This window comes from Pseudomonas sp. GD04058, assembly GCF_029836855.1.
Classification (GTDB): Bacteria; Pseudomonadota; Gammaproteobacteria; order Pseudomonadales; family Pseudomonadaceae; genus Aquipseudomonas; species Aquipseudomonas bharatica.
Genome location: NZ_JAOECN010000063.1, coordinates 1 through 19,383 on the forward strand (window position 1 = coordinate 1; position 19,383 = coordinate 19,383).

General features: G+C 56.5%; 16 protein-coding genes and 2 pseudogenes. 6 read left to right on the plus strand and 12 right to left on the minus strand.

Annotation, left to right across the window (positions count from 1 at the left end):
- From N7650_RS26745 to N7650_RS26780, 7 genes and pseudogenes are all read right to left on the minus strand, one after another.
- Positions 1–130: pseudogene (locus tag N7650_RS26745) on the minus strand (polyamine ABC transporter substrate-binding protein); the annotation flags it as partial.
- A gap of 231 nt (positions 131–361) precedes the next feature.
- Positions 362–709 (minus strand): copper-binding protein, encoded by a 348-nt coding sequence (locus tag N7650_RS26750; protein ID WP_011953092.1) that lies wholly within the window; start codon positions 707–709, stop codon positions 362–364.
- The gene (locus N7650_RS26755; protein ID WP_011953091.1) at positions 706–3,864 is read right to left on the minus strand and encodes an efflux RND transporter permease subunit; all 3,159 of its coding nucleotides are present in this window, start codon (positions 3,862–3,864) and stop codon (positions 706–708) included. Before N7650_RS26755 ends, N7650_RS26750 begins: the two co-directional genes overlap by 4 nt.
- The gene (locus tag N7650_RS26760) at positions 3,861–5,327 is read right to left on the minus strand and encodes an efflux RND transporter periplasmic adaptor subunit (protein ID WP_011953090.1); all 1,467 of its coding nucleotides are present in this window, start codon (positions 5,325–5,327) and stop codon (positions 3,861–3,863) included. Before N7650_RS26760 ends, N7650_RS26755 begins: the two co-directional genes overlap by 4 nt.
- The gene (locus tag N7650_RS26765; protein WP_011953089.1) at positions 5,324–6,577 is read right to left on the minus strand and encodes a TolC family protein; all 1,254 of its coding nucleotides are present in this window, start codon (positions 6,575–6,577) and stop codon (positions 5,324–5,326) included. Before N7650_RS26765 ends, N7650_RS26760 begins: the two co-directional genes overlap by 4 nt.
- Positions 6,578–7,047: 470 nt before the next feature.
- Positions 7,048–8,454: a heavy metal sensor histidine kinase gene (locus N7650_RS26775; RefSeq protein ID WP_011953087.1), complete on the minus strand. Its 1,407-nt coding sequence runs from the start codon at positions 8,452–8,454 to the stop codon at positions 7,048–7,050.
- Complete coding sequence (locus tag N7650_RS26780; RefSeq protein ID WP_011953086.1) at positions 8,454–9,131, minus strand: heavy metal response regulator transcription factor; 678 nt, start codon at positions 9,129–9,131, stop codon at positions 8,454–8,456. Before N7650_RS26780 ends, N7650_RS26775 begins: the two co-directional genes overlap by 1 nt.
- Before the next feature lie 166 nt (positions 9,132–9,297).
- Here N7650_RS26780 and N7650_RS26785 point away from each other — a divergent pair, with 166 nt between their 5' ends.
- The 6 genes from N7650_RS26785 (at position 9,298) to N7650_RS26810 (ending at position 14,274) form a co-directional block, all read left to right on the plus strand.
- Entirely contained in the window at positions 9,298–9,504 is a 207-nt protein-coding gene (locus tag N7650_RS26785; protein WP_011953085.1) for a co-regulatory protein PtrA N-terminal domain-containing protein, read from the plus strand.
- A 182-nt stretch (positions 9,505–9,686) separates the two neighbouring features.
- Positions 9,687–11,597 (plus strand): copper resistance system multicopper oxidase, encoded by a 1,911-nt coding sequence (locus N7650_RS26790; RefSeq protein ID WP_023377932.1) that lies wholly within the window; start codon positions 9,687–9,689, stop codon positions 11,595–11,597.
- Between the two features lie 14 nt (positions 11,598–11,611).
- A complete protein-coding gene (locus tag N7650_RS26795; RefSeq protein WP_012269845.1) occupies positions 11,612–11,935 on the plus strand; it encodes a hypothetical protein in 324 nt (107 codons plus the stop codon).
- Positions 11,925–13,040: a copper resistance protein B gene (locus tag N7650_RS26800; RefSeq protein ID WP_011953082.1), complete on the plus strand. Its 1,116-nt coding sequence runs from the start codon at positions 11,925–11,927 to the stop codon at positions 13,038–13,040. The genes N7650_RS26795 and N7650_RS26800 overlap by 11 nt, the downstream gene beginning before the upstream one ends.
- 9 nt (positions 13,041–13,049) lie before the next feature.
- A complete protein-coding gene (locus tag N7650_RS26805; protein WP_011953081.1) occupies positions 13,050–13,829 on the plus strand; it encodes a cytochrome c in 780 nt (259 codons plus the stop codon).
- Positions 13,819–14,274 (plus strand): DUF411 domain-containing protein, encoded by a 456-nt coding sequence (locus N7650_RS26810; RefSeq protein WP_011953080.1) that lies wholly within the window; start codon positions 13,819–13,821, stop codon positions 14,272–14,274. Before N7650_RS26805 ends, N7650_RS26810 begins: the two co-directional genes overlap by 11 nt.
- A gap of 97 nt (positions 14,275–14,371) precedes the next feature.
- On the opposite strand, the gene N7650_RS26815 is transcribed toward N7650_RS26810, so the two are convergent.
- From N7650_RS26815 to N7650_RS26835, 5 genes and pseudogenes are all read right to left on the minus strand, one after another.
- Positions 14,372–14,704, minus strand: a complete 333-nt coding sequence (locus N7650_RS26815; RefSeq protein WP_011953079.1) for a DUF2790 domain-containing protein — start codon at positions 14,702–14,704, stop codon at positions 14,372–14,374.
- 371 nt (positions 14,705–15,075) lie between these two features.
- Positions 15,076–15,435, minus strand: a complete 360-nt coding sequence (locus N7650_RS26820) for a histone-like nucleoid-structuring protein, MvaT/MvaU family (RefSeq protein ID WP_279900766.1) — start codon at positions 15,433–15,435, stop codon at positions 15,076–15,078.
- A 56-nt stretch (positions 15,436–15,491) separates the two neighbouring features.
- The gene (locus tag N7650_RS26825) at positions 15,492–17,408 is read right to left on the minus strand and encodes a TniQ family protein (RefSeq protein ID WP_279900767.1); all 1,917 of its coding nucleotides are present in this window, start codon (positions 17,406–17,408) and stop codon (positions 15,492–15,494) included.
- Positions 17,409–17,483: 75 nt separating this feature from the next.
- On the minus strand, positions 17,484–18,443 hold the full coding sequence (locus N7650_RS26830) for a TniB family NTP-binding protein (RefSeq protein ID WP_010951429.1): 960 nt from the start codon (positions 18,441–18,443) through the stop codon (positions 17,484–17,486).
- Positions 18,440–19,383, minus strand: a pseudogene (locus N7650_RS26835) (Mu transposase C-terminal domain-containing protein); the annotation flags it as partial. The pseudogene N7650_RS26835 and the gene N7650_RS26830, both read right to left, overlap by 4 nt.

Consider the following 19,383-nt stretch of genomic DNA (forward strand, 5'->3'; position numbering starts at 1 on the left):
GCGGGAATAGGGTATCCAAAGTCTGTTTGCTCGGATAACACTCTGAGTTGTCGCGGGTTTTCTTGTCGACAAGCTCGGTGGAATCCTTGTTGGCGTTCGGATAACTCAGGCAGTTGGATGACTTTGCGATGCCCTGTCCGCTTTCGACCCATATAGATCGTGATGCACGAAGATCTCTGCTCAAACGTCAGCTACTACTCTGATCTGAATGCATCCCGGCTACAGAGCGCAAAGACCAACTAGCGTCCCGAGGCACAGAGCTGAAGGCGGCGCGGTCAGGAATTGCGGCAGCACTTTTTCCAAAGTTTGGCTAAATGACCCTGCCTATCAGCTCTAATAGGCAGGGTTAGAAGTCAATCCGTCACTGCTTGCGAATGCCTACGATCGTCGCTGTGCCCCCATTCATTCGGAAATCGAAGCTGACCTTGTCGCCTACCTTGAGTCCCTTGAGTTGCTGCTCGGTAGCGCTGAAGCCCATGGTCATTGCCGGCCATTTCAGGGCTGATACTGGTCCATGCGCCAAGGTAACTTTACCTGGTTCCAAAGCTTTGATGGTTCCCTCAGCCGATGCAGTCGGAGCCGCCTGGCTGCCTTGGGTCTCGTTGCCTTCCATGGGCATATTCTTCATATCCGTGCCATACATGTCTTGGGCCTGCACCGCCGCCGCAACGGCGAACACCAGGCCAGCGCTGATCAGTAGCTTCTTCATCGGGTTACTCCTGTTTGGGGGTTATCGTGTACAGCGAGTCCGCGGCGCCTGACGAGCCAGTAAGCCGCAGGGATTACAAATAGTGAGAGCAAAGGCGCGGTGAGCATGCCGCCGACCATGGGTACAGCGATCCGGCTCATGACTTCGCTGCCGGTACCGCTACTCCAGAGGATTGGCATCAAGCCTGCGACGATCACTGCTACGGTCATGGCTTTGGGGCGGATGCGCTGCACGGCCCCTTCGCGGATAGCATCCAGAAGCGCAGGTTGCCCCTGCGTACCGTTGCCGTTTCGTTCAGTCCAGGCATTGTTGAGGTAGATCAGCATGATGACTCCAAACTCTGCTGCGACCCCAGCCAAGGCGATAAAACCGACACCCGTGGCCACCGACAGGTTGTAGCCCATCATGTACAGCAGCCATACGCCGCCGGTTAGCGCAAATGGCAAGGTAGCCATGATCAGCAGCGCTTCACCGAGGCGGCCAAACGTGAGGTAGAGAAGGACGAAAATAATGGCCAGCGTCGCCGGTACTACCCATGCTAAGCGCGCATTGGCGCGCTCCAGGTATTCGAACTGCCCGGAATAGCTCAAGCTTATGCCAGGATCGAGCTTCACCTGCTGATCGACTAGCCGGCGCAGGTCGGCAACGACGGAGGACAGGTCCCGTCTCCGCACGTCGATATACACCCAGCCCGAGGGGCGCGCGTTTTCACTCTTGAGCATGGGTGGACCGTCCGCAATACGCACCCGTGCCACGGTTCCCAGTGTGATTCGCCCCCCTTGGCTGGTGTAAATCGGTAGCTGCCGCAGGGCATCAACAGAGTCACGCCACTCCCGTGGGTACCGAACACTGATGGGATATCGCGCCAGGCCTTCTACGGTTTCGCCGATGTTTTCGCCCCCAACGGCGCCGGCAACAATCGCTTGGACATCAGCAATGTTCAGGCCGTAACGCGCTGCGAATTGGCGGTCGATATCCAGATCGATGTAGCGTCCACCGGTTAATCGCTCGGCGAGGGCGGAAGTCACCCCTGGAACCGTTTTGGCCACCTTCTCGATAGCCAGAGTCACCCGGTCGATCTCATTCAAATTGCTGCCGGCAACCTTTACGCCGATCGGGCTTTTGATACCGGTTGCGAGCATGTCGATACGGTTTCGAATCGGTGGGATCCAGATATTGGTTAGCCCAGGTACCTGCACGGTACGGTCCAGCTCTTCGATCAGCTTCTCAGTGGTCATCCCTGCTCGCCACTGATCCTTCGGTTTAAGTCGGACAGTCGTCTCGAACATCTCCAGCGGGGCCGGGTCGGTCGCTGATTCAGCCCGGCCCGCTTTACCGAAGACACTGGCGACCTCCGGTACCGTTCGGATCAGCCGGTCCGTACGTTGCAAAAGCTCAGAGGCTTTCTGCGCCGAAAGACCTGGCAGGGCAGTCGGCATGTACAGCAAATCGCCTTCATCCAGTGGCGGCAAGAATTCGCCGCCGAGCTGGCTCAGGGGCCAGACACTGCTGAGCAAAATCAACAGTGCACCCGCCAACGTGAGCTTTGGCCGGCGTAGAACGATCTCCAATGCTGGGCGATAGAGCCGTATCAGGGTTCGATTGAGTGGGTTGCGCTCTTCTGCCGGTAAACGACCCCGAATCCAGTACCCCATCAGCACGGGTACCAGGGTAACCGAAAGGCCCGCTGCTGCTGCCATTGCATAAGTCTTGGTGAATGCGAGGGGCGCAAACAGCCTTCCCTCCTGAGCCTGCAAGGTGAATACCGGTATGAAGGACAGCGTAATGATCATGAGGCTGAAGAACAGCGCAGGCCCGACCTCGACTGCTGCCTCAGTCATCACTTTCCAATGATCTTCGCCACGCAACGACTTTCCAGGGTGCCACGTATGCCAAGCCTCAACCCGTTTGTGCGCGTTCTCAATCATCACCACAGCGGCGTCCACCATCGCACCGATTGCAATGGCTATGCCCCCAAGCGACATGATGTTGGCGTTGATGCCCTGGTGGCGCATGACGATCAGGGCAATGAGGACACCAACCGGAAGCGAGACGATGGCGACCAACGATGAGCGCAGATGCCAAAGAAATGCAGCGCACACCAGTGCGACCACGATGAACTCTTCAATCAGCTTCTGGCTCAGATTTTCCACAGCACGATCGATCAACTGGCTACGGTCGTAGGTAGTGACCAGCTCGACCCCGGCAGGCAGGCTTTTTTCCAGCGATTCAAGCTTGGATTTGACGTGAGCGATGGCATCTTTCGCATTCTTGCCACTGCGCAGAATTACTACGCCGCCCACCGCTTCGCCCTGTCCATCAAGCTCGCCGATGCCGCGACGTGCCTCAGGGCCCAGCTGTACAGTGGCTACATCGCCCAGTGTTACGGGTATACCCTTCGCAGCCAGGCGCAGGGGAATGGCTCGGAAATCATCGAGTGACTTCAGATAGCCGGAAGCCCTTACCATGAACTCAGCTTCGCCTTGTTCGAGCACGCCGCCACCGGTTTCCTGATTGGCCTTGGCGATGGCGTCCGAAACCTCAACTTGAGTGATTCCCAAGCTGGCCATGCGCAGCGGATCGAGCACTACCTGGTACTGCTTGACCATCCCGCCTATCGTCGCCACTTCGGCAACGTCCGGAAGAGTTTTCAACTCGAAGCGCAGGAACCAGTCCTGAAGGCTGCGCAGCTGTGCCAGGTCATGGGTACCACTGCGGTCCACCAGCGCATACTGGTAGATCCAGCCTACACCAGTGGCATCGGGTCCGAGCACTGGCTTAGCGGACGCCGGTAATCGAGACTGAACCTGGCTTAGGTATTCGAGCACCCTGGACCGCGCCCAATAGAGATCTGTGCCGTCCTCAAACAACACATATACGAAGCTGTCTCCAAATGCTGAAAAGCCCCGCACTGTCTTGGCTCCGGGTACGGAAAGCATTGTGGTGGTCAGGGGATATGTCACCTGATTTTCCACGATCTGCGGTGCCTGCCCTGGGTAGGAGGTGCGGATAATCACCTGCACATCTGACAGGTCAGGCAACGCGTCGATCGGCAAACTGCGCAGAGAGAAAACGCCCCAAGCTACGGCAAACAGTGTTGCCAGCAGGACCAGGACGCGGTTGCCAACCGACCAACGAATCAGGTTCGCGATCATGGCTGGTTCTCCTGCTGGGTTATTTGCTCGATGACCATGCCTTCATCGCGCTCGCGCACTCCAAACCGGATGCGTTCGCCAACCTTGAGTCCGGCAATCAAGCGGGGATCTGCCACAGGGAAAGTCATCGTCATACCAGGCATGCCCAGCGTCACGAACGGTCCATGAGCGATGGTCAGCTGATTACCTTCTATTTGAACGATGCGCCCATTGGCCTGATGTAGAGCCGGCTGTACAGGTTGCGCAAGTGGAGCATCGCCAGCAGTAACGGCCTCGATACCTTTCAAGCTCGCTTCGGAGTCCAGCAGAAACTGCCCGGACGCCACAACGCGCTGGCCCGCCTGAAGGCCTCGCAGCACGACCACCTGGCCAGCACTTTCCTGGCCGAGCACTACTTCCACCGGCCGGAATCGACCTCCGTCTTCTGACACCATTACGAGATCGCGTTTCCCCGTCCGAATGATCGCCTCGGCTGGCACCAGTAGGCTGTCATCCTGTTGCCCGGACGGATGGAGGGAAACCTGCGCGGTCATGCCTGGGCGCAACCGGCCGCCGGGGTTGGGCAGTTCTATACGAAGCCGCAAGGTGCGGCTTTGCAGATCCGCATCAGCCAGCAATGCGGTCAGCTTGCCGGGAACAGGTTCGCCTGGGAACGCTGCCAGATTCGCCTGCACTGCCTGTCCTTCCTGTAGGCCTTGGGCTTGCGCTTCAGGTACTGCGGCCTCAAGCCAGACGTTCGCGATACCATTGATCTTCGCCAACGTTGCACCCGGTGTCATTGTCATGCCTGGCCGCAATTCCAGAGCCTGAAGGACGCCTGCTGTTGGGGCCAAGAGCGTTACCGAATTCTGGACCCTTCCCGTACGGTCAATCCGGTTGATAAGATCGGCAGGCATACCCGCCAGCAGTAGTCGTTGCCGAGCTGCAGCGCGCAATTCATTGTCCCCAGATCGCTGAAGCGCCAGGTACTCTTCCTGCAAGCCCGCCCATTCAGGCGTCAACACATCTGCCAATGGGGCGCCCTTGGCAACCACGTCGCCTGTAGCGCGGCCATAGGTGCGTTCGACGTAGCCACCGGTACGAGCCTGCAGAACGCTAAAATCCCGCTCATCGAAGGTAAGCACGCCGCTCACCTGGAGGGTTCGAGCAAGCTGCCCTTTCGCTACGGTAGCCAGACGGACCCCCAGGTTTTGTTGGAGCCCCTGTGAAACTTGAACTGCGGGGCTCACCTCAGCAGCGGTGCTTTCCTGGTACTTCGGCACCAGTGGCATGTCCATGAAGGGCGACTTGCCCGGTGCTGGAAAGTGCTGCTGGGGGTACATCGGGTCATACCAATACAGCACCTTCTGTAGCGTTTCAGGGGAGGCAGTGGACACCTGCCCACGCTTTGCTAGCTGATAGCCAACGCCACCGCCGATAGCCAACGCGGCCAATACCACAAGGCTGATAGTTGAATTTCTCATGCGCGCACCTCTCCATACGCGAAGTGCAGCCGTGCAGCTGTCGCGGCCAACTGTCCTTGCAGATCGATGTCTTGCAGTCGTGTTTCAACCCGCTGACGTCGAGCGGTGAGAACCTCACTTAAGGGTGATTTACCGGCTCGATAGTCAGCAAGGGCGAGGCGGACTCGATCCTCCGCTAGCGGTAACAATGTTTCACGGCTGCGCTGCACTGCTCGCTGCAATCGCTGGTAATCCGCAAGATCTGTCTCCAGCTGCGCTTTATGCTCACGCAATGCCGCTTCCTGTTCGTCCTCCAGTTGCCGGACTTGTGCGCGACGTGCCGCGATCATCGGGTCCTGCCGTGAGCCAGCGAACAAGGGCAGTTGGAAACTTACCTGCAGGCTCACCATATTGCTGAATTCAGGCCCGCGCCGCTGGTAATCCACCTGCCACCCCCAGTCCGACTTCTTTTCTGCCAAGGCTTGGTGCACTTGAGCTTGTGCTTCCCGCGTAAGGGCGTTGTAGGTCGCCAATTCTGGATGTGCATGTATAGCGTGTAGATAGTCCGGCGCGCTCACTGGCCAGCGCGGAAATGCTTGAGCTTGCGGATCAGCATCCTCTCCAATCCATCGCTTGAGTGCAGCCCGTGCCTGAGCGGCCTGTGTGAGCAGAACATCTTTTTGCTCATCGAGTTGCGCAGCTTCCTGGTCAGGAGCAAGTGCGTCGGCCGTCGCGCCGGTACCGCCGGCCAGGCGTGCGCGGATTGCTGCGGCCAACAGACGGTTTTCTTTGTAGAAGTCCTCAAACTGCTGCAGTTTCCGTTGAACGGTGTACGCCGCGACCCAAGCTTGGGCTGTGGCAGCACGCACTTTTAAGCGCTCGAACACCGCCTCTGCATCGGCTCGCTCAACGCTCGCTCGTGCCGTCTCAACTCGTGCCTCCCGCTTGTCCCGGTTTGGTACTTCCTGGGAGAGGCCGACAACCTGCATCGTCATGAAATCGCGGTTCATGCTCCAACGATCACTGCCGTCAACAGGAAGGTTCTGCACTCCTAGGTTGAGACGTGGATCAGGCAGCTCGCCTGCTGGGATCACAGCGTGTCGAGCGGCCGTCATTTGCTCTTGCCTGGCCTGGAGGATGGGGGCATTGCGTTCGGCAAGTTGAAGCGCTTCCTCCAGAGACAACGGTGTAGCCTGAGCCGGTAACGTCGACAACAGGCTGATCAGAGCGGCCAGACATGCCATCCCTAATCGGTAACGTGGGGGAGTCATGGAAATGATTCCTCAAAAAATCAGCGCGCAAGCGCATGCCATCATCCGGCTGCAAAACAGGACGATGGGGTGAATTTAAGAGGTAATCAGGCGCGGGGTGGCCGCCAAGGGTCAGGAGGCGCCCTGTTTACGAGGCTCACCGCATAGGTATCTACTGGCCTAGGCGCAGAATAGGTGAGCGTGGGGTTAATTATTTCGACCTGAACTGTGCTCGCGGTTCTACACTCCTGGCCCACTTTGCAGGCTTTGGAGTGGTCGGCAGCTGATCCTGGATCAGTATCCTGGCAACAATCGTGATCCATCCCCGCCATCATCTCCATCCCCATGGTTTGCATGGGGCATGGTTCAATGGCTGAGTCGACTCCCGCCATGCCGTTGAGAGGAAGCGATGCGATTAGAAGCAGGATGGTGAACAGTCGTAGGAGCCGGTTCATGATGGCCGAGTATAGGTTACACGCATGAAATGAGCATTAAGCCGTTTGAGGCTTGGAAGTGGATTGTTTGGCGTGCGGCAGAGCGATGTGAAAACTCGTCACGCCGTCAGCGGAGGTACACCAAATTCGCCCACCATGAGCCTCGATGATCGAACGCGTTATGGCCAGACCCAAGCCGGCGTTGCTTGGGCTTCCTTCCCGCCTTGCAGGGTCAGCGCGATAGAACCGGTCGAAGATTTTGTTGATATGTTCCGGATCAATCGTGGCCCCATTGTTCTGGACGGACAGGTTCACTTGATCAGCCGCCTCGACAATCCGGACGGCGATATCGTGGCCTTCGGGGGTATAGCGCAAAGCGTTGGATAGAATGTTGGAAACCGCCCGGTCAATCATTAGCCGGTCACCACGGATCGTACCTTCGCCTTGAAGGGCAAGCCGAATGCTTCGGTCTTCGGCTGCAAGCTGGTAGTACTCAATCAGTCTGGACACTAGCCCGACCAGATCGATATCAACCTGCTCGGGGATGATCAAGCCGTTATCAGCTTTTGCCAGGAACAGCATGTCATCGATCATGCGCGACATGCGCTTGAGGTCTTCAAGATTGGAGTAGAGGTTGTCTTCGTAGGCATCGAGGTCGCGTTTTTTGGTCAGAACGACTTCGGTATGCGTCAGAAGATTACTTACCGGAGTCCGCAGCTCATGTGCGATGTCGGCTGAGAAGTTTGATAGCCGGACGAACGCGTCTTCCAGGCGTGCAAGCATTCCGTTGAAGGAGAGGATCAGCTCCTGCAATTCAAGCGGCACGGGCTCCAATGGAATTCGCTCGCGAAGGGACCGGGCAGACATGGATGTCGCCACCTTGGTGATCTGCCCAACCGGCCGAAGACCGCTCTTGGCCACGATCCACCCCAATCCTGCACTAACCAGAGCGCTGATGACCAAGCCAATGCCGAACCACCATTGCAGCGTCTTGAAAAAGTGGGCATGGCTGGTGACATCCAGCATCAACATGACTGTTACCGGCGCCTGCGCCTGCGCTATAGCCAGTTGAGAGGTAATCCCCCGGAAGTTCCGCGAGTCGATTTGCCAGTCCCAAACGGCGCCAGAAGAGGCCTGCTTAAAGCGCTCAGGGATGCGGGATGCCTTGGAGTCCGAGAACAGGACAGTACCGTCAGCATCAAGAATCTCCGCAGAAAGGTCCTGATGAGCCCCCAACAAAGCACGCAGTTGAGGCTCCTGATCCTCAAGTTCATCACGTGCTGCTGAAAGTGAAAGGATGTGCCGGGTGGATTCGAGTTTCTCGGCCAGGGCTTGCTCATCCAGCATCTGGAAATGGTGCTGACTGAGCATGTAGAAGCTCACGCCGGCAACGACCAATACGGCGATGACCGCGAACATGAACATGAGGGTAAGGCGTTTAACGAGCGACGATTGGGCGCGCATTACTCGGGAACATCCATCAGATAGCCCATGCCACGAACTGTATGTATGAGCTTGGGGGCGAAATCGTCATCAATCTTGGCCCGCAACCTACGAACAGCAACCTCGATCACGTTAGTGTCGCTGTCGAAGTTCATATCCCACACCTGCGATGCGATCAGGGACTTCGGCAGTACCTCGCCGCGTCGGCGCATGAGTAGTTCCAGTAAGGAGAACTCCTTGGCTGTGAGGTCGATCCGCTTGCCATTTCGGGTGGCCCGGCGCTTAAGCAGGTCTACCTCCAGGTCAGCCATCTTCATAGTGGTCTGAGCATAGCCACTGCTGCCTCTTCGCAGCAAAGTGCGCACACGCGCTAGCAGTTCCGAGAATGCAAAGGGTTTGACCAGGTAATCGTCAGCCCCGAGTTCTAACCCTTTCACGCGATCGTCCACGCCATCACGGGCCGTCAAAAACAAGACTGGGACCTCTTTCCCTGCCGCACGTACCATCCGCAGCACCTCCCAGCCGTCTAGCCCCGGCATCATTACATCAAGAATCAGCAGGTCATACGCCTCGCTCAAAGCGTATTGCAGCGCGTCGGTCCCTGTGACCACACGATCGACGGTAAAGCCTGCCTCCGTCAGCCCTTGCTGCAGGTAGGCCCCGATTTTTGGCTCATCTTCGGCTACGAGTAATTTCATCTGCTGCGCCCCCTTGGATGCCCTTCAGTGTGCAGCAAAAAAGGCACCCAACCAGAAGCTGACGGAAAAGTAATGTCGGGCTCAGCTTGCTGACAGTGCCGGGTAGCTAGCTTGAGCACTGTGAACGGCGCCAATCAGGCGAAACTGACCCTTAGAGGAAACGCAAATGAACATGATCAAAGCGATTGTGATGGTAGTCACCTTCGGCATGGCGAGCCTCGCCCTGGCTGAAGGCGGCGCGGATCGCACCTTCGCCAGGATGGAAGCTGCACGTGCATCTTCCATGCAGGCTTACCAGGTTGCTCAGGAGAAAAAAGCAGAGGCTCCTGTTACCGCCCAAAGCCAAAAGCACCCCGGCCACGAGAGCTGCTGAGCTTAGCTTACAGAAATGTAATCACCCCGGAATCTGAACTATGTCAGCTTTCGGGGTATTGCCTCCCGCAATCCTTGTGCTTTGGCGAAAGTCTACGAGGCTTGGGGGAGCTCAATTGAAACCAGATGGCTGCGGATCCCGCAGTCTGGATATCAGCGATCTACCTGATTGGACGCAACGGCATGCAAAGCAAAACCACGAGACGTTCATTCGTCAAAGGCCTGGCTGCTACCGGACTACTGGGTGGGCTGGGCATGTGGCGCGCGCCGGTCTGGGCCGTAACCAGCCCTGGCCAGCCTAACGTACTGACCGGCACCGATTTTGACCTGTACATCGGGGAGCTCCCGGTGAACATTACCGGGGCAGCTCGAACGGCGATGGCCATCAACGGTTCGCTGCCAGGACCAATACTCCGTTGGCGCGAAGGCGACACGGTCACGCTACGGGTTCGCAACCGCTTGAAGCAGGACACGTCCATCCACTGGCACGGCATCATCCTGCCGGCGAATATGGACGGCGTGCCGGGTCTAAGCTTCCATGGCATCGCTCCCGACGGCATGTACGAGTACAAGTTCAAGGTCCACCAGAACGGCACCTACTGGTACCACAGCCATTCGGGCTTCCAGGAGCAGGTCGGTGTTTACGGTGCGCTGGTGATTGATGCCAAGGATCCAGAGCCTTTCACCTACGATCGTGACTATGTCGTCATGCTGAGTGATTGGACCGACGAAGACCCGGCGCGGGTTATGTCCAAGCTCAAAAAACAGTCGGACTATTACAACTTCCACAAGCGCACCGTTGGCGACTTCGTCGACGACGTGAGCGAGAAAGGTTGGTCTGCTGCTGTGGCCGATCGAAAGATGTGGGCCGAGATGAAGATGAGCCCAACCGATCTCGCTGACGTGAGCGGGCACACCTACACCTACCTCATGAACGGCCAGGCGCCAAATGGGAACTGGACGGGAATCTTCAAGCCAGGGGAGAAAATCCGGCTTCGCTTTATCAATGGCTCGGCGATGACCTATTTCGACGTGCGGATCCCCGGCTTGAAAATGACGGTTGTCGCAGCCGACGGTCAGTACGTTAAGCCAGTGTCGATCGATGAATTCCGGATTGCCGTTGCTGAAACCTACGATGTCATTGTCGAGCCTGAAAACGAGCAGGCTTACACCATCTTTGCTCAATCCATGGATCGCACCGGCTATTCAAGGGGTACCTTGGCTGTCCGTGAGGGCCTGCAGGCACCGGTGCCGGCTGTAGATCCAAGGCCTCTCATCTCCATGAGTGATATGGGGATGGACCACGGCAGCATGGGTGGCATGGATCACGGCAGCATGGCCGGTATGGACCACAGCAAGATGGCTGGCATGGACCACGGCAGCATGGCCGGTATGGACCATAGCAAGATGGCTGGCATGGACCACGGCAGCATGGCCGGTATGGACCATAGCAAGATGGCTGGCATGGACCACGGCAGCATGGCCGGTATGGACCATAGCAAGATGGCTGGCATGGACCACGGCAACATGACCGGTATGGACCAAAGCAATATGGCCGCCAGCGGTGCCATGCAGAACCATCCCGCCTCCGAAACAAACAACCCTCTGGTCGATATGCAGACCATGACCCCTACGCCAAAGCTGAGCGATCCGGGGATCGGGCTTCGCGATAACGGGCGTCGGGTTCTCACGTATTCGGATTTGCGTAGCACCTTCATCGACCCTGACGGCCGGGAACCTGGCCGGACAATCGAACTGCACCTTACCGGGCATATGGAAAAGTTCGCTTGGTCCTTCGATGGGATCAAGTTTTCTGACGCAGAGCCGCTGCGGCTCAAGTACGGCGAGCGCCTGCGTATTACCTTGGTCAACGACACCATGATGACTCACCCCATCCATCTGCACGGCATGTGGAGTGACCTGGAGGATGAGGACGGCAATTTCATGGTGCGAAAACACACGATCGATATGCCGCCTGGCTCGAAACGAAGCTATCGCGTAACCGCAGATGCACTCGGGCGCTGGGCCTATCACTGTCACCTCATGTACCACATGGAGATGGGCATGTTCCGAGAAGTCCGCGTGGACGAATGAACTGGAGATACGAGATGAGCAAACCAATGAAACGAAGCGCCTTTTTCCTCTCTGCCGCGATGGTTGGCCTGCTCGCGGTGTACGCCCCGTCTTCCTGGTCCAGTGACAACCATGATCAGCACTCTCAAAAGTCGTCCAACGCGGCGCAATCGAACGGCTCGAAGAGCAAGCAAGCCCAGGGCATGAACCATGAAGGCATGGATCACGGCTCCATGAAAGGCATGGATCATGGCTCTATGGAGGGCATGGATCATGGTTCCATGGAAGGAATGGATCACAGCAAAATGATGGAATCGCATGGCAGCGACAAAGCTAAGGCAGGGAAAAATGGCCAATAGCGTTGCACGACCATCGCTGCTGGCATTCGCCGTTTCTTTAGGTGTGCTGGGCGTTTCGCCCAGCTTCGCCGCTGAAATGGATCATTCCGGAATGGACCACTCGGCAATGGGCCACGGTGCCATGCAGATGGACCACGCCTCATCACAGGCTGCGATGCCGGGCATGGACCACAGCCAGATGGGCGCGAGCAAGCAACCCACGCAACCTGCACCCGTTGATCACAGCAAAATGGGCCATGGCCAGCCCAAAGCGAAACCCGCCTCGATGGACCACAGCAAGATGGACCATGGAAGCATGAAAGGCATGGATCACGGGTCCATGGAAGGCATGGATCATGGCGCGATGGGTCATTCCACGATGGGAAACGGGAACGCTGATTCGCCGACCCCGACCAGCCGTACGCCAATCCCGGTGCTGACTGATGCCGACCGGCAGGCTGCCTTCCCCCCGCTTGACGGGCACAAAATGGATGACAGCGGGTTCAACAGCTTTTTCTTGCTAGACCAACTGGAATACCAAGATGCCGATGAAGGTAGCACGCTTGCTTGGGATGCATCCGGCTGGGTGGGCGGCGATATCAATAGGCTCTGGATTCGCTCGGAAGGTGAACGAACCAATGGTGTGACTGAAGATGCTGAGCTGCAGCTCCTCTATGGCCGCTCGGTAAGCCCGTGGTGGGATGTTGTCGCCGGCGTCCGGCAGGATTTCAAACCGGAGGATCCGCAGACCTGGGCTGCGTTCGGTATTCAGGGCCTGGCCCTGTATGACTTCGAAGCTGAAGCCACCGCCTTTATCGGCGAGAACGGTCAAACCGCTGCCCGTCTGGAGGGCGAGTACGACATCTTGCTAACCAATCGTTTAATTCTTCAGCCAACCGCTGAGGCCAACTTTTATGGCAAGAACGACCCGGAACGCGGCGTCGGCTCTGGCCTGGCAAACACCGAAGTCGGGCTGCGGTTACGGTACGAGATTGTTCGCCAGTTCGCGCCATACATAGGTGTCACCTGGAGCCGTTCCTACGGCAAAACCGCCGATTTCATTCGGGATGAAGGCGGGGACGTGGACGAAGCTCGTTTTGTGGCCGGTATTCGGATGTGGTTTTGAGAACTCAACATGAAAAAAACAATTACAACGCTGGTGGCGGCAGGTGCTGTTACTAGCGCAGCAGTGCTAGGTGCTGCTTACTTCGGTCTCGTGAACGTTGGTGCGGACGACCCACACTTCCCCGCTGTGCATGCGTTTTTGGCCATGGCGCGGGATCGCTCGATTGAAGTCCGAGCAAGCGACATTGAGGTGCCAAACCTTAAAGATCCTGCTCTCATCCAAGCAGGGGCAGGCAACTACAACGCCATGTGTATCGGTTGCCACCTCGCGCCAGGGGTGGAGAAAACTGAACTCAGCCAAGCCCTATACCCATCCCCACCAAACCTCACCGAGATAGGTGTAAGCGGTGACCCTGCTGCTGCGTTTTGGACCATCAAGCACGGTATCAAAGCGACAGGCATGCCAGCCTGGGGTAAGAGCATGGACGACCAGTACATCTGGGGAATCGTCGCGTTCCTGGACCAGCTACCGCAACTCAATGCTGAGCAGTACCAGATGATGGTCGCTTCCAGTGGTGGTCACCAACATGGCGGTGGCGAAAGCGATATGCATAACCATGAAGGCCAACACGGTGGTGCGAAATCAGGTCATGGAAATCATGATGATTCCGCAGCAAACGGCGTGGCTGAGGAAAGTCATGATCATGGCAGTTCGCATTCGGAGTCTTCATCAGTAGCGGAGCACCACGGTGAACACGAGTCCGGCGAGGCGCACTCGGACCACCACACAGGTTCTACTCCCAAAACCCATGTGCACAAAGACGGGAAGGAGCACACTCATGACAAGTAAGCGCCGCTTCCTCGGTTTAAGTACCGCAGCGTCACTTCTAATCGCCTCAGCCGCCTTTGCTGCGGAGCCCCTGACTATCGATGTGCACCGGGACGCTAATTGCGGTTGCTGTAAGAAATGGATAGCGCACTTGGAGGCAAACGGCTTCAAGGTCGTCGACCACGTTGAAACGGACATGAGGGCGGTGAAGCAAGAGCTAGGAGTAGCTCCGAGGCTGGCTTCGTGTCACACCGCGGTTATCGATGGCAAGTTTGTGGAAGGTCACGTCCCCGCAGCCCAGGTGCAGGAGCTCATAAAGCGCAACGACCTGGCAGGCGTCGCGGTACCTGGCATGCCCGCTGGCTCACCAGGTATGGAGGTTGATGGCATGAAACACGCCTATCAAGTCATCGGCCTCACCAAGAGTGGGGACGATCAAGTAGTTGCCAGTTATCCTGACACGTAATGCAAGATGCCCCGGGGGAAGGGCTTCTGCCGGCCAGCCGACCAGCTGCAGCGCTGGTCGTGGTCAGCTTACTCCAAGACTTACCCTGTCCCTTCGGTCAGTTTTGACCTCTACAGTTAATTCCAGCAGAGCGATATTCGAGGATTTTCAACTCACCTGTTGAGTCCTCGTAATTCATCTGTGTCGGCATCACGTCGCAGCTACCTTTGAGCGAAGTCATACTGATAACTCTCGCCACATCCAGTTTCATTCCGTAGCGATAATGGATCACTTCAGGTGGTTTTTTTCCATTGGCAGCGGCGTAGGCACGCATTGCTTGCTCATTTGCCTGAATCATCTTTCCGTGTAAGCGATCAGATCCTCCTTCAGCTAAAGCGGATGAGGAGGCGATTACGAGCATGAGGGCGGCAATGCTTTTAGCGGTGTTCATTTCTGTTACTCCATGAAGACATGAGTGAAGCTTACCGACTGGGAGCTGTCATCCACGTGATCCAGGAATTACATGTTTGTAAGCAGGCTATCGATAATGATGGCTCTGAATACACGTGAAAGCCGCGTCGTTTCAGGCTGCGACAGTTTTAATTCTCTAGCGAATCAGTCTGAACCGGCGTTTTGGGTGATTGCGACAGTTTTGCGTTTCCTCTCCAAATGGCTGCAGGCCGCGAAAGACGGGACCCTCTAGCGACAGTTTTAATTCTCTAAATCCACCACCCGCAGAAAATTTCGTCACGCCCCAGAATGGGAATTTGCATTCGGGGCGCACCACGATTCATCTCGTGCCAGAAGCCGCCTGCAGTGCAATCAATTGGCGAGCCAAGACTCGACTACCTCAGCGCCATACTCGTTTTTCCAGGCCTTAAGCGTACGCTGATTACCACCCTTGGTCTCAACAACCTCTCCGCTGTGTGGATTCTTGTAGACCTTCACTTCGCGTGGTTTCCGAGAGGTTTTTGGGGCCATATCAGTGGAAGCCACCGCTTGCGGATCGAGGGTCAGCACCACTTGGCGCAGGCCGTAGCCATACTCGTTGAGCAAACTGCGCAGCTTCGTTTCAAATTCCATTTCCTGCTTCAGGGCAGAGTCATTTTTCAGCGCTTCCAGCTCCGCCAGTTGGGCTGCGAGCTGTTGTTCGAGCAGGCGGAATTCAGCGAGACGGGACATAAGATTCTCCAAAATGGGTTCGATGATTTTAGCAATCAAGAAAGAAAGCGTGCTAACTATCTTGATCCCACATGCCTGAATCGGCAATCACGAGGCTGAGCGATCGGTGTGGATAAAAACGTGATGGCTTCAGGATCGTCGATCTGGGCGGCTTCACTTGCGAGGTAATCGATCAGCTTTTTGCTTCTTACCCAAACGTACTGCCGGCAAGCCGCGTTTGGAATGGATGGCCCCGCAACGGGGCGAAACCTGGCCTCCCAAAGGTGCTTGAACGCCTCCCTGGTCGACTTCCCCAAATACACCGCAATCTCCGGTCCCAAGATATAGCCACGCCTGAATCTGTCGATGGCTTGAGGCTTAACCATCAATTGCGTACGCCGGCCTCGTTCGACAGCAGTGCTCCATAGCAGACCCAGTCGAACGAACGCGTATGCGCATTGTTCTTTGACGCCTAACAGCGCAGCAGCCTTGACTACCGACAGGCCGGGAAAGACCGGACTCTTGTTCTCAGCTCGGGCTTGTTGCCACGCTGCAAAATCTTGCGGCTTGAGTAACCACGCCCCTACCGCAACCGAGCCATTCTCAGCTGGGCCGTAAGCGCGAAGTTCACCTGCACGTATTGCCTGAACCAACTCGACCAACCCACCCCCCTTGGGCAGAGAATGCTTGGCCAAGTAGTTGATCGACACCAGGCTCTGGTCAGAGCTGGTAGGCAGCTTCTCATCAATCAATTCGTTGATCGAGCGGCAGTCAATCAGCCACCTTTCGCCTGGGCGCGGTTCTCCACCAAAGAACTGGAGGGTACCACCAGCTAGCAGCTGCCTAACCCGATTGCGACAGAGGCTTAGCAAAGTCGAGGTTTCTTTCATATCAGCCACGCCCTGGAGATGCTGCGAGATTGCCTTCAAATGATCCAGGTCCACGACCGTAAAGACTCGATCTTCATGGACCTTCTCCCGATAGGCGATTTGTCCCTCCTGATGAAGGCGTTTTATGACTGATACCCCGAGACCACAAGCTTCAGCAGCAGAATCGAACGACACCCAACGATGTCTCTCAATCGTCTCCTCACTCAAATTGCGATTTCGCTTCGCTAACGGTGCTTCCCACGCATGCTGCAGAAATGATTCGAACTCTCGACGAAGAAAGTCAAAACAAGAGTGATCCAGATCACGGTGGATGTCGTGGTATATCGGGCCGAACGATCTGCTGAGCGTCCAATGTTCGTTATCGGAATGGACTGCCTTGAGGCCACTCAGCAGTTCTCTGAATGCGAGAGGCCAGTTCATGAGAACCACGCCCGCCGCGTTTGCCATAAGCCGCGATATCTCTAGCGAACCCGAATCAGCAACCTTCAGCGGCTGGGTTCTTTCCGTAGGCAAACTTCTGACAGCGAGACGCGATGACAACTCGTGAAACTGTTCGTAGGTGAGGGCCGCCAATCCCGCGTCAGCTGGCAACGAGTCGGCGTAAAACCTATCTTCAAAGCCAGAGGTGAGCCAGGCGGCCGTATCACTCGCCGGCGCGATCTCAAAATTGGTCCCACTCAATGAGGTGCCACACGCTTGGCAACTATTCGCACTCATTGCGCTTGGATCGGTTTCCTTCAGACAGTTGGGGCACCGCCCGTGGAGTTCAGTGCCGTGGACAGAACACGTCGTAACCAGGGTCAAGCCCCAGCTTTCTCTCCAATAACCGGCTTCGCCCAAACAGATCGGACAGTAACGAGCGTGATGAGTCGTCCATAACTTGACCCCCTTGGGCCTTGGATCACGAAACTCAGCAGATACCGCAGGCCAGCTCAGTGGTCCTTCCATCATCTGCAGCCAGTCCGCAACATCGGTCTCGTCGGCTCGTGCAAAGGCGGTGAGCAGTTCCTTTCTGGGTAATCCGTTGGCTTTCGCCAGGCGCTGCAGGTACCCCAAAAGACTTTCGTCTTGGTGTGGTCGTGGGTTGATTAAAAGACCAAACATTCCTACACATCCATGAAATCGAAGACATAAAAATCAGGGGAGTAGAGCCGGGCCGATAAGCCCGGCCCTTGGCCGTCAGGTACTGCTCTCTTCGAACGTCTCAAACGGCTCCCGCTTCCCGAACAGAGGCTGGAAATTGAAGCTCGCACTGAAGGGGTTTCGATCCTCGGTGGCGTAGCTCCAAACCTCGTCTTCAAAAGCCTGGGCCAGCACAGGAAGTTCAATCCCGACAAGGTCCTGGACTTGAACCAGCCAAACAGCCCTGTCCACAATCTTGATGAGGTAGTCGATCAATCCATAGGAAGCCAGGTAGAAGCGTTTAATCATCGCTGGCTCTACAAAACTGATGGTTTGAACAGGCAGTTCGCCCTCGATTGCCTGCAACAACATCACGAAATGAAGAGACGTATTAGCGGAGAAGGTGAAGCGATCGTATGCCACCGTGGCCGAAAACCTGCGTCGCAGTTGCTCGTTTGCTAGCAGGAGATTTTCGGTGCGCTTCAGCCCAATCAGAACAAACGCGATACTGGTTTCATTCATCAGACTCTTGATCCAGTCTGCTGCCTCATACGCACCATTACGACGATAATCGACCAGGTGCTGCGCCTCATCGAGGACCAACATCTCCACGCCAAGGTTCTTCAGCAGCAGGACTACTCGCGCAAATTTAACCTCTGCCGAATGTCCTCGTGCCTCTGCGAAGGGATCCTTCAGCTCTGCCAAAATGGCTGCTGCCAGGTTCTTTTTGGTTGGAGACGAAGGCATCTCGACGAACAGAACTGTCCGCTTCTGTGGGTCATGGCTCTCCAATTCCTCCAATGACCGAATGTACTCCTTGACCAATGTGCTCTTGCCCACTCCGCTTGGACCTTGGATCAGCAACCCTTTACTTGCTCTGGTACGCCGACTATCGCCGTGGATATCGCCTAGTCGCGTCAACGCTCGCTCGACTTGAGGGCTGTGAATAAAACGATCGCGGAGCGTAAAGCTGTATTCACCATGCTCGTAGCATTCGTACAGATTGATGGCGTTCATGGCTTAGAACTCCCAGCAGGGCGACGAACCGAGACCTTGAAGGCTGCTGGCGGAATGTTAGGAATAGAGTCACCGGTCCATTCCACTTCAGCGAGTACCTTGGGTGGAGGCGTGCTTTCGGTCACTCGACCCTCCTTGTCGATTTTCGCTATGGCAGCTGCGCGTCGTTTTCTGAGCGTCTGCGAACGGCGGGCCTCGTCTGCATCTTCCATAATTTCCTGGTAGCACCTGTGCGTAGCCTCGAAGCTAGGCTGCTCATTATATTTTTCTCGCAGCGCTTTCTCGGCAGCCTTCCACACCTCCCTGCTCTTACCGGCCATTCGCTCATCTTTGGCGGGCACTTTGAAGAACAAGTTTCTGAAGCGGTCGTGAACCCAAACGTGCCCGGCTTCGTCTCGATAGCGGACGTTTACCTTTTCTCCGTCTGCCAAACGCATACGGAGCTCAGCAAGTTCCGTAGAGTGGTAGCCCACTTTGGCAACCTCGATGCCGTAATGGTGAACCTTCACCGAGGCCCGCTTGGCCAGAATGCACTCCAACGAGTCCAGGTCGACGGGAAGGCTGATGACATGGTTCGCCTCGCTAGTCCCCCAGACTTGAGCCGGTGTTCTGTTGTCCAGCCCCCGATGAGGAGTCTGGTGGTAACCATCGACGATCCATTTCACTACCACCGCCTCCAATTGAGGGAGCGTGAAACATGCATTCTTCTCCGAGTCGTAATCGCCACGCTGCTGGATATTCGAGAAGGTGGTACCCGGGAGGTTGTGGATAAGCCCCAGGTTCTGTGTGCTGAAAAAGCGTTCGACGGCACCTTTCCTTTGAGGGGCCCTTGAAGCGGGATACATGATCTCGATACCCAACTCGTTGAATCCCATGATGAGATCGCCCGCGTGAAATTCCGCTGCGTTGTCTGGGACTATTCGAGCCGGCAGCCCACGTG

What these genes read in the sequence shown, in the direction of transcription:
- N7650_RS26750 (WP_011953092.1), bottom strand. Translation starts at nt 709, where the DNA reads ATGAAGAAGCTACTGATCAGCGCTGGCCTGGTGTTCGCCGTTGCGGCG.
- N7650_RS26755 (WP_011953091.1), bottom strand. Translation starts at nt 3,864, where the DNA reads ATGATCGCGAACCTGATTCGTTGGTCGGTTGGCAACCGCGTCCTGGTC.
- N7650_RS26760 (WP_011953090.1), bottom strand. Translation starts at nt 5,327, where the DNA reads ATGAGAAATTCAACTATCAGCCTTGTGGTATTGGCCGCGTTGGCTATC.
- N7650_RS26765 (WP_011953089.1), bottom strand. Translation starts at nt 6,577, where the DNA reads ATGACTCCCCCACGTTACCGATTAGGGATGGCATGTCTGGCCGCTCTG.
- N7650_RS26775 (WP_011953087.1), bottom strand. Translation starts at nt 8,454, where the DNA reads ATGCGCGCCCAATCGTCGCTCGTTAAACGCCTTACCCTCATGTTCATG.
- N7650_RS26780 (WP_011953086.1), bottom strand. Translation starts at nt 9,131, where the DNA reads ATGAAATTACTCGTAGCCGAAGATGAGCCAAAAATCGGGGCCTACCTG.
- N7650_RS26785 (WP_011953085.1), top strand. Translation starts at nt 9,298, where the DNA reads ATGAACATGATCAAAGCGATTGTGATGGTAGTCACCTTCGGCATGGCG.
- N7650_RS26790 (WP_023377932.1), top strand. Translation starts at nt 9,687, where the DNA reads ATGCAAAGCAAAACCACGAGACGTTCATTCGTCAAAGGCCTGGCTGCT.
- N7650_RS26795 (WP_012269845.1), top strand. Translation starts at nt 11,612, where the DNA reads ATGAGCAAACCAATGAAACGAAGCGCCTTTTTCCTCTCTGCCGCGATG.
- N7650_RS26800 (WP_011953082.1), top strand. Translation starts at nt 11,925, where the DNA reads ATGGCCAATAGCGTTGCACGACCATCGCTGCTGGCATTCGCCGTTTCT.
- N7650_RS26805 (WP_011953081.1), top strand. Translation starts at nt 13,050, where the DNA reads ATGAAAAAAACAATTACAACGCTGGTGGCGGCAGGTGCTGTTACTAGC.
- N7650_RS26810 (WP_011953080.1), top strand. Translation starts at nt 13,819, where the DNA reads ATGACAAGTAAGCGCCGCTTCCTCGGTTTAAGTACCGCAGCGTCACTT.
- N7650_RS26815 (WP_011953079.1), bottom strand. Translation starts at nt 14,704, where the DNA reads ATGAACACCGCTAAAAGCATTGCCGCCCTCATGCTCGTAATCGCCTCC.
- N7650_RS26820 (WP_279900766.1), bottom strand. Translation starts at nt 15,435, where the DNA reads ATGTCCCGTCTCGCTGAATTCCGCCTGCTCGAACAACAGCTCGCAGCC.
- N7650_RS26825 (WP_279900767.1), bottom strand. Translation starts at nt 17,408, where the DNA reads ATGTTTGGTCTTTTAATCAACCCACGACCACACCAAGACGAAAGTCTT.
- N7650_RS26830 (WP_010951429.1), bottom strand. Translation starts at nt 18,443, where the DNA reads ATGAACGCCATCAATCTGTACGAATGCTACGAGCATGGTGAATACAGC.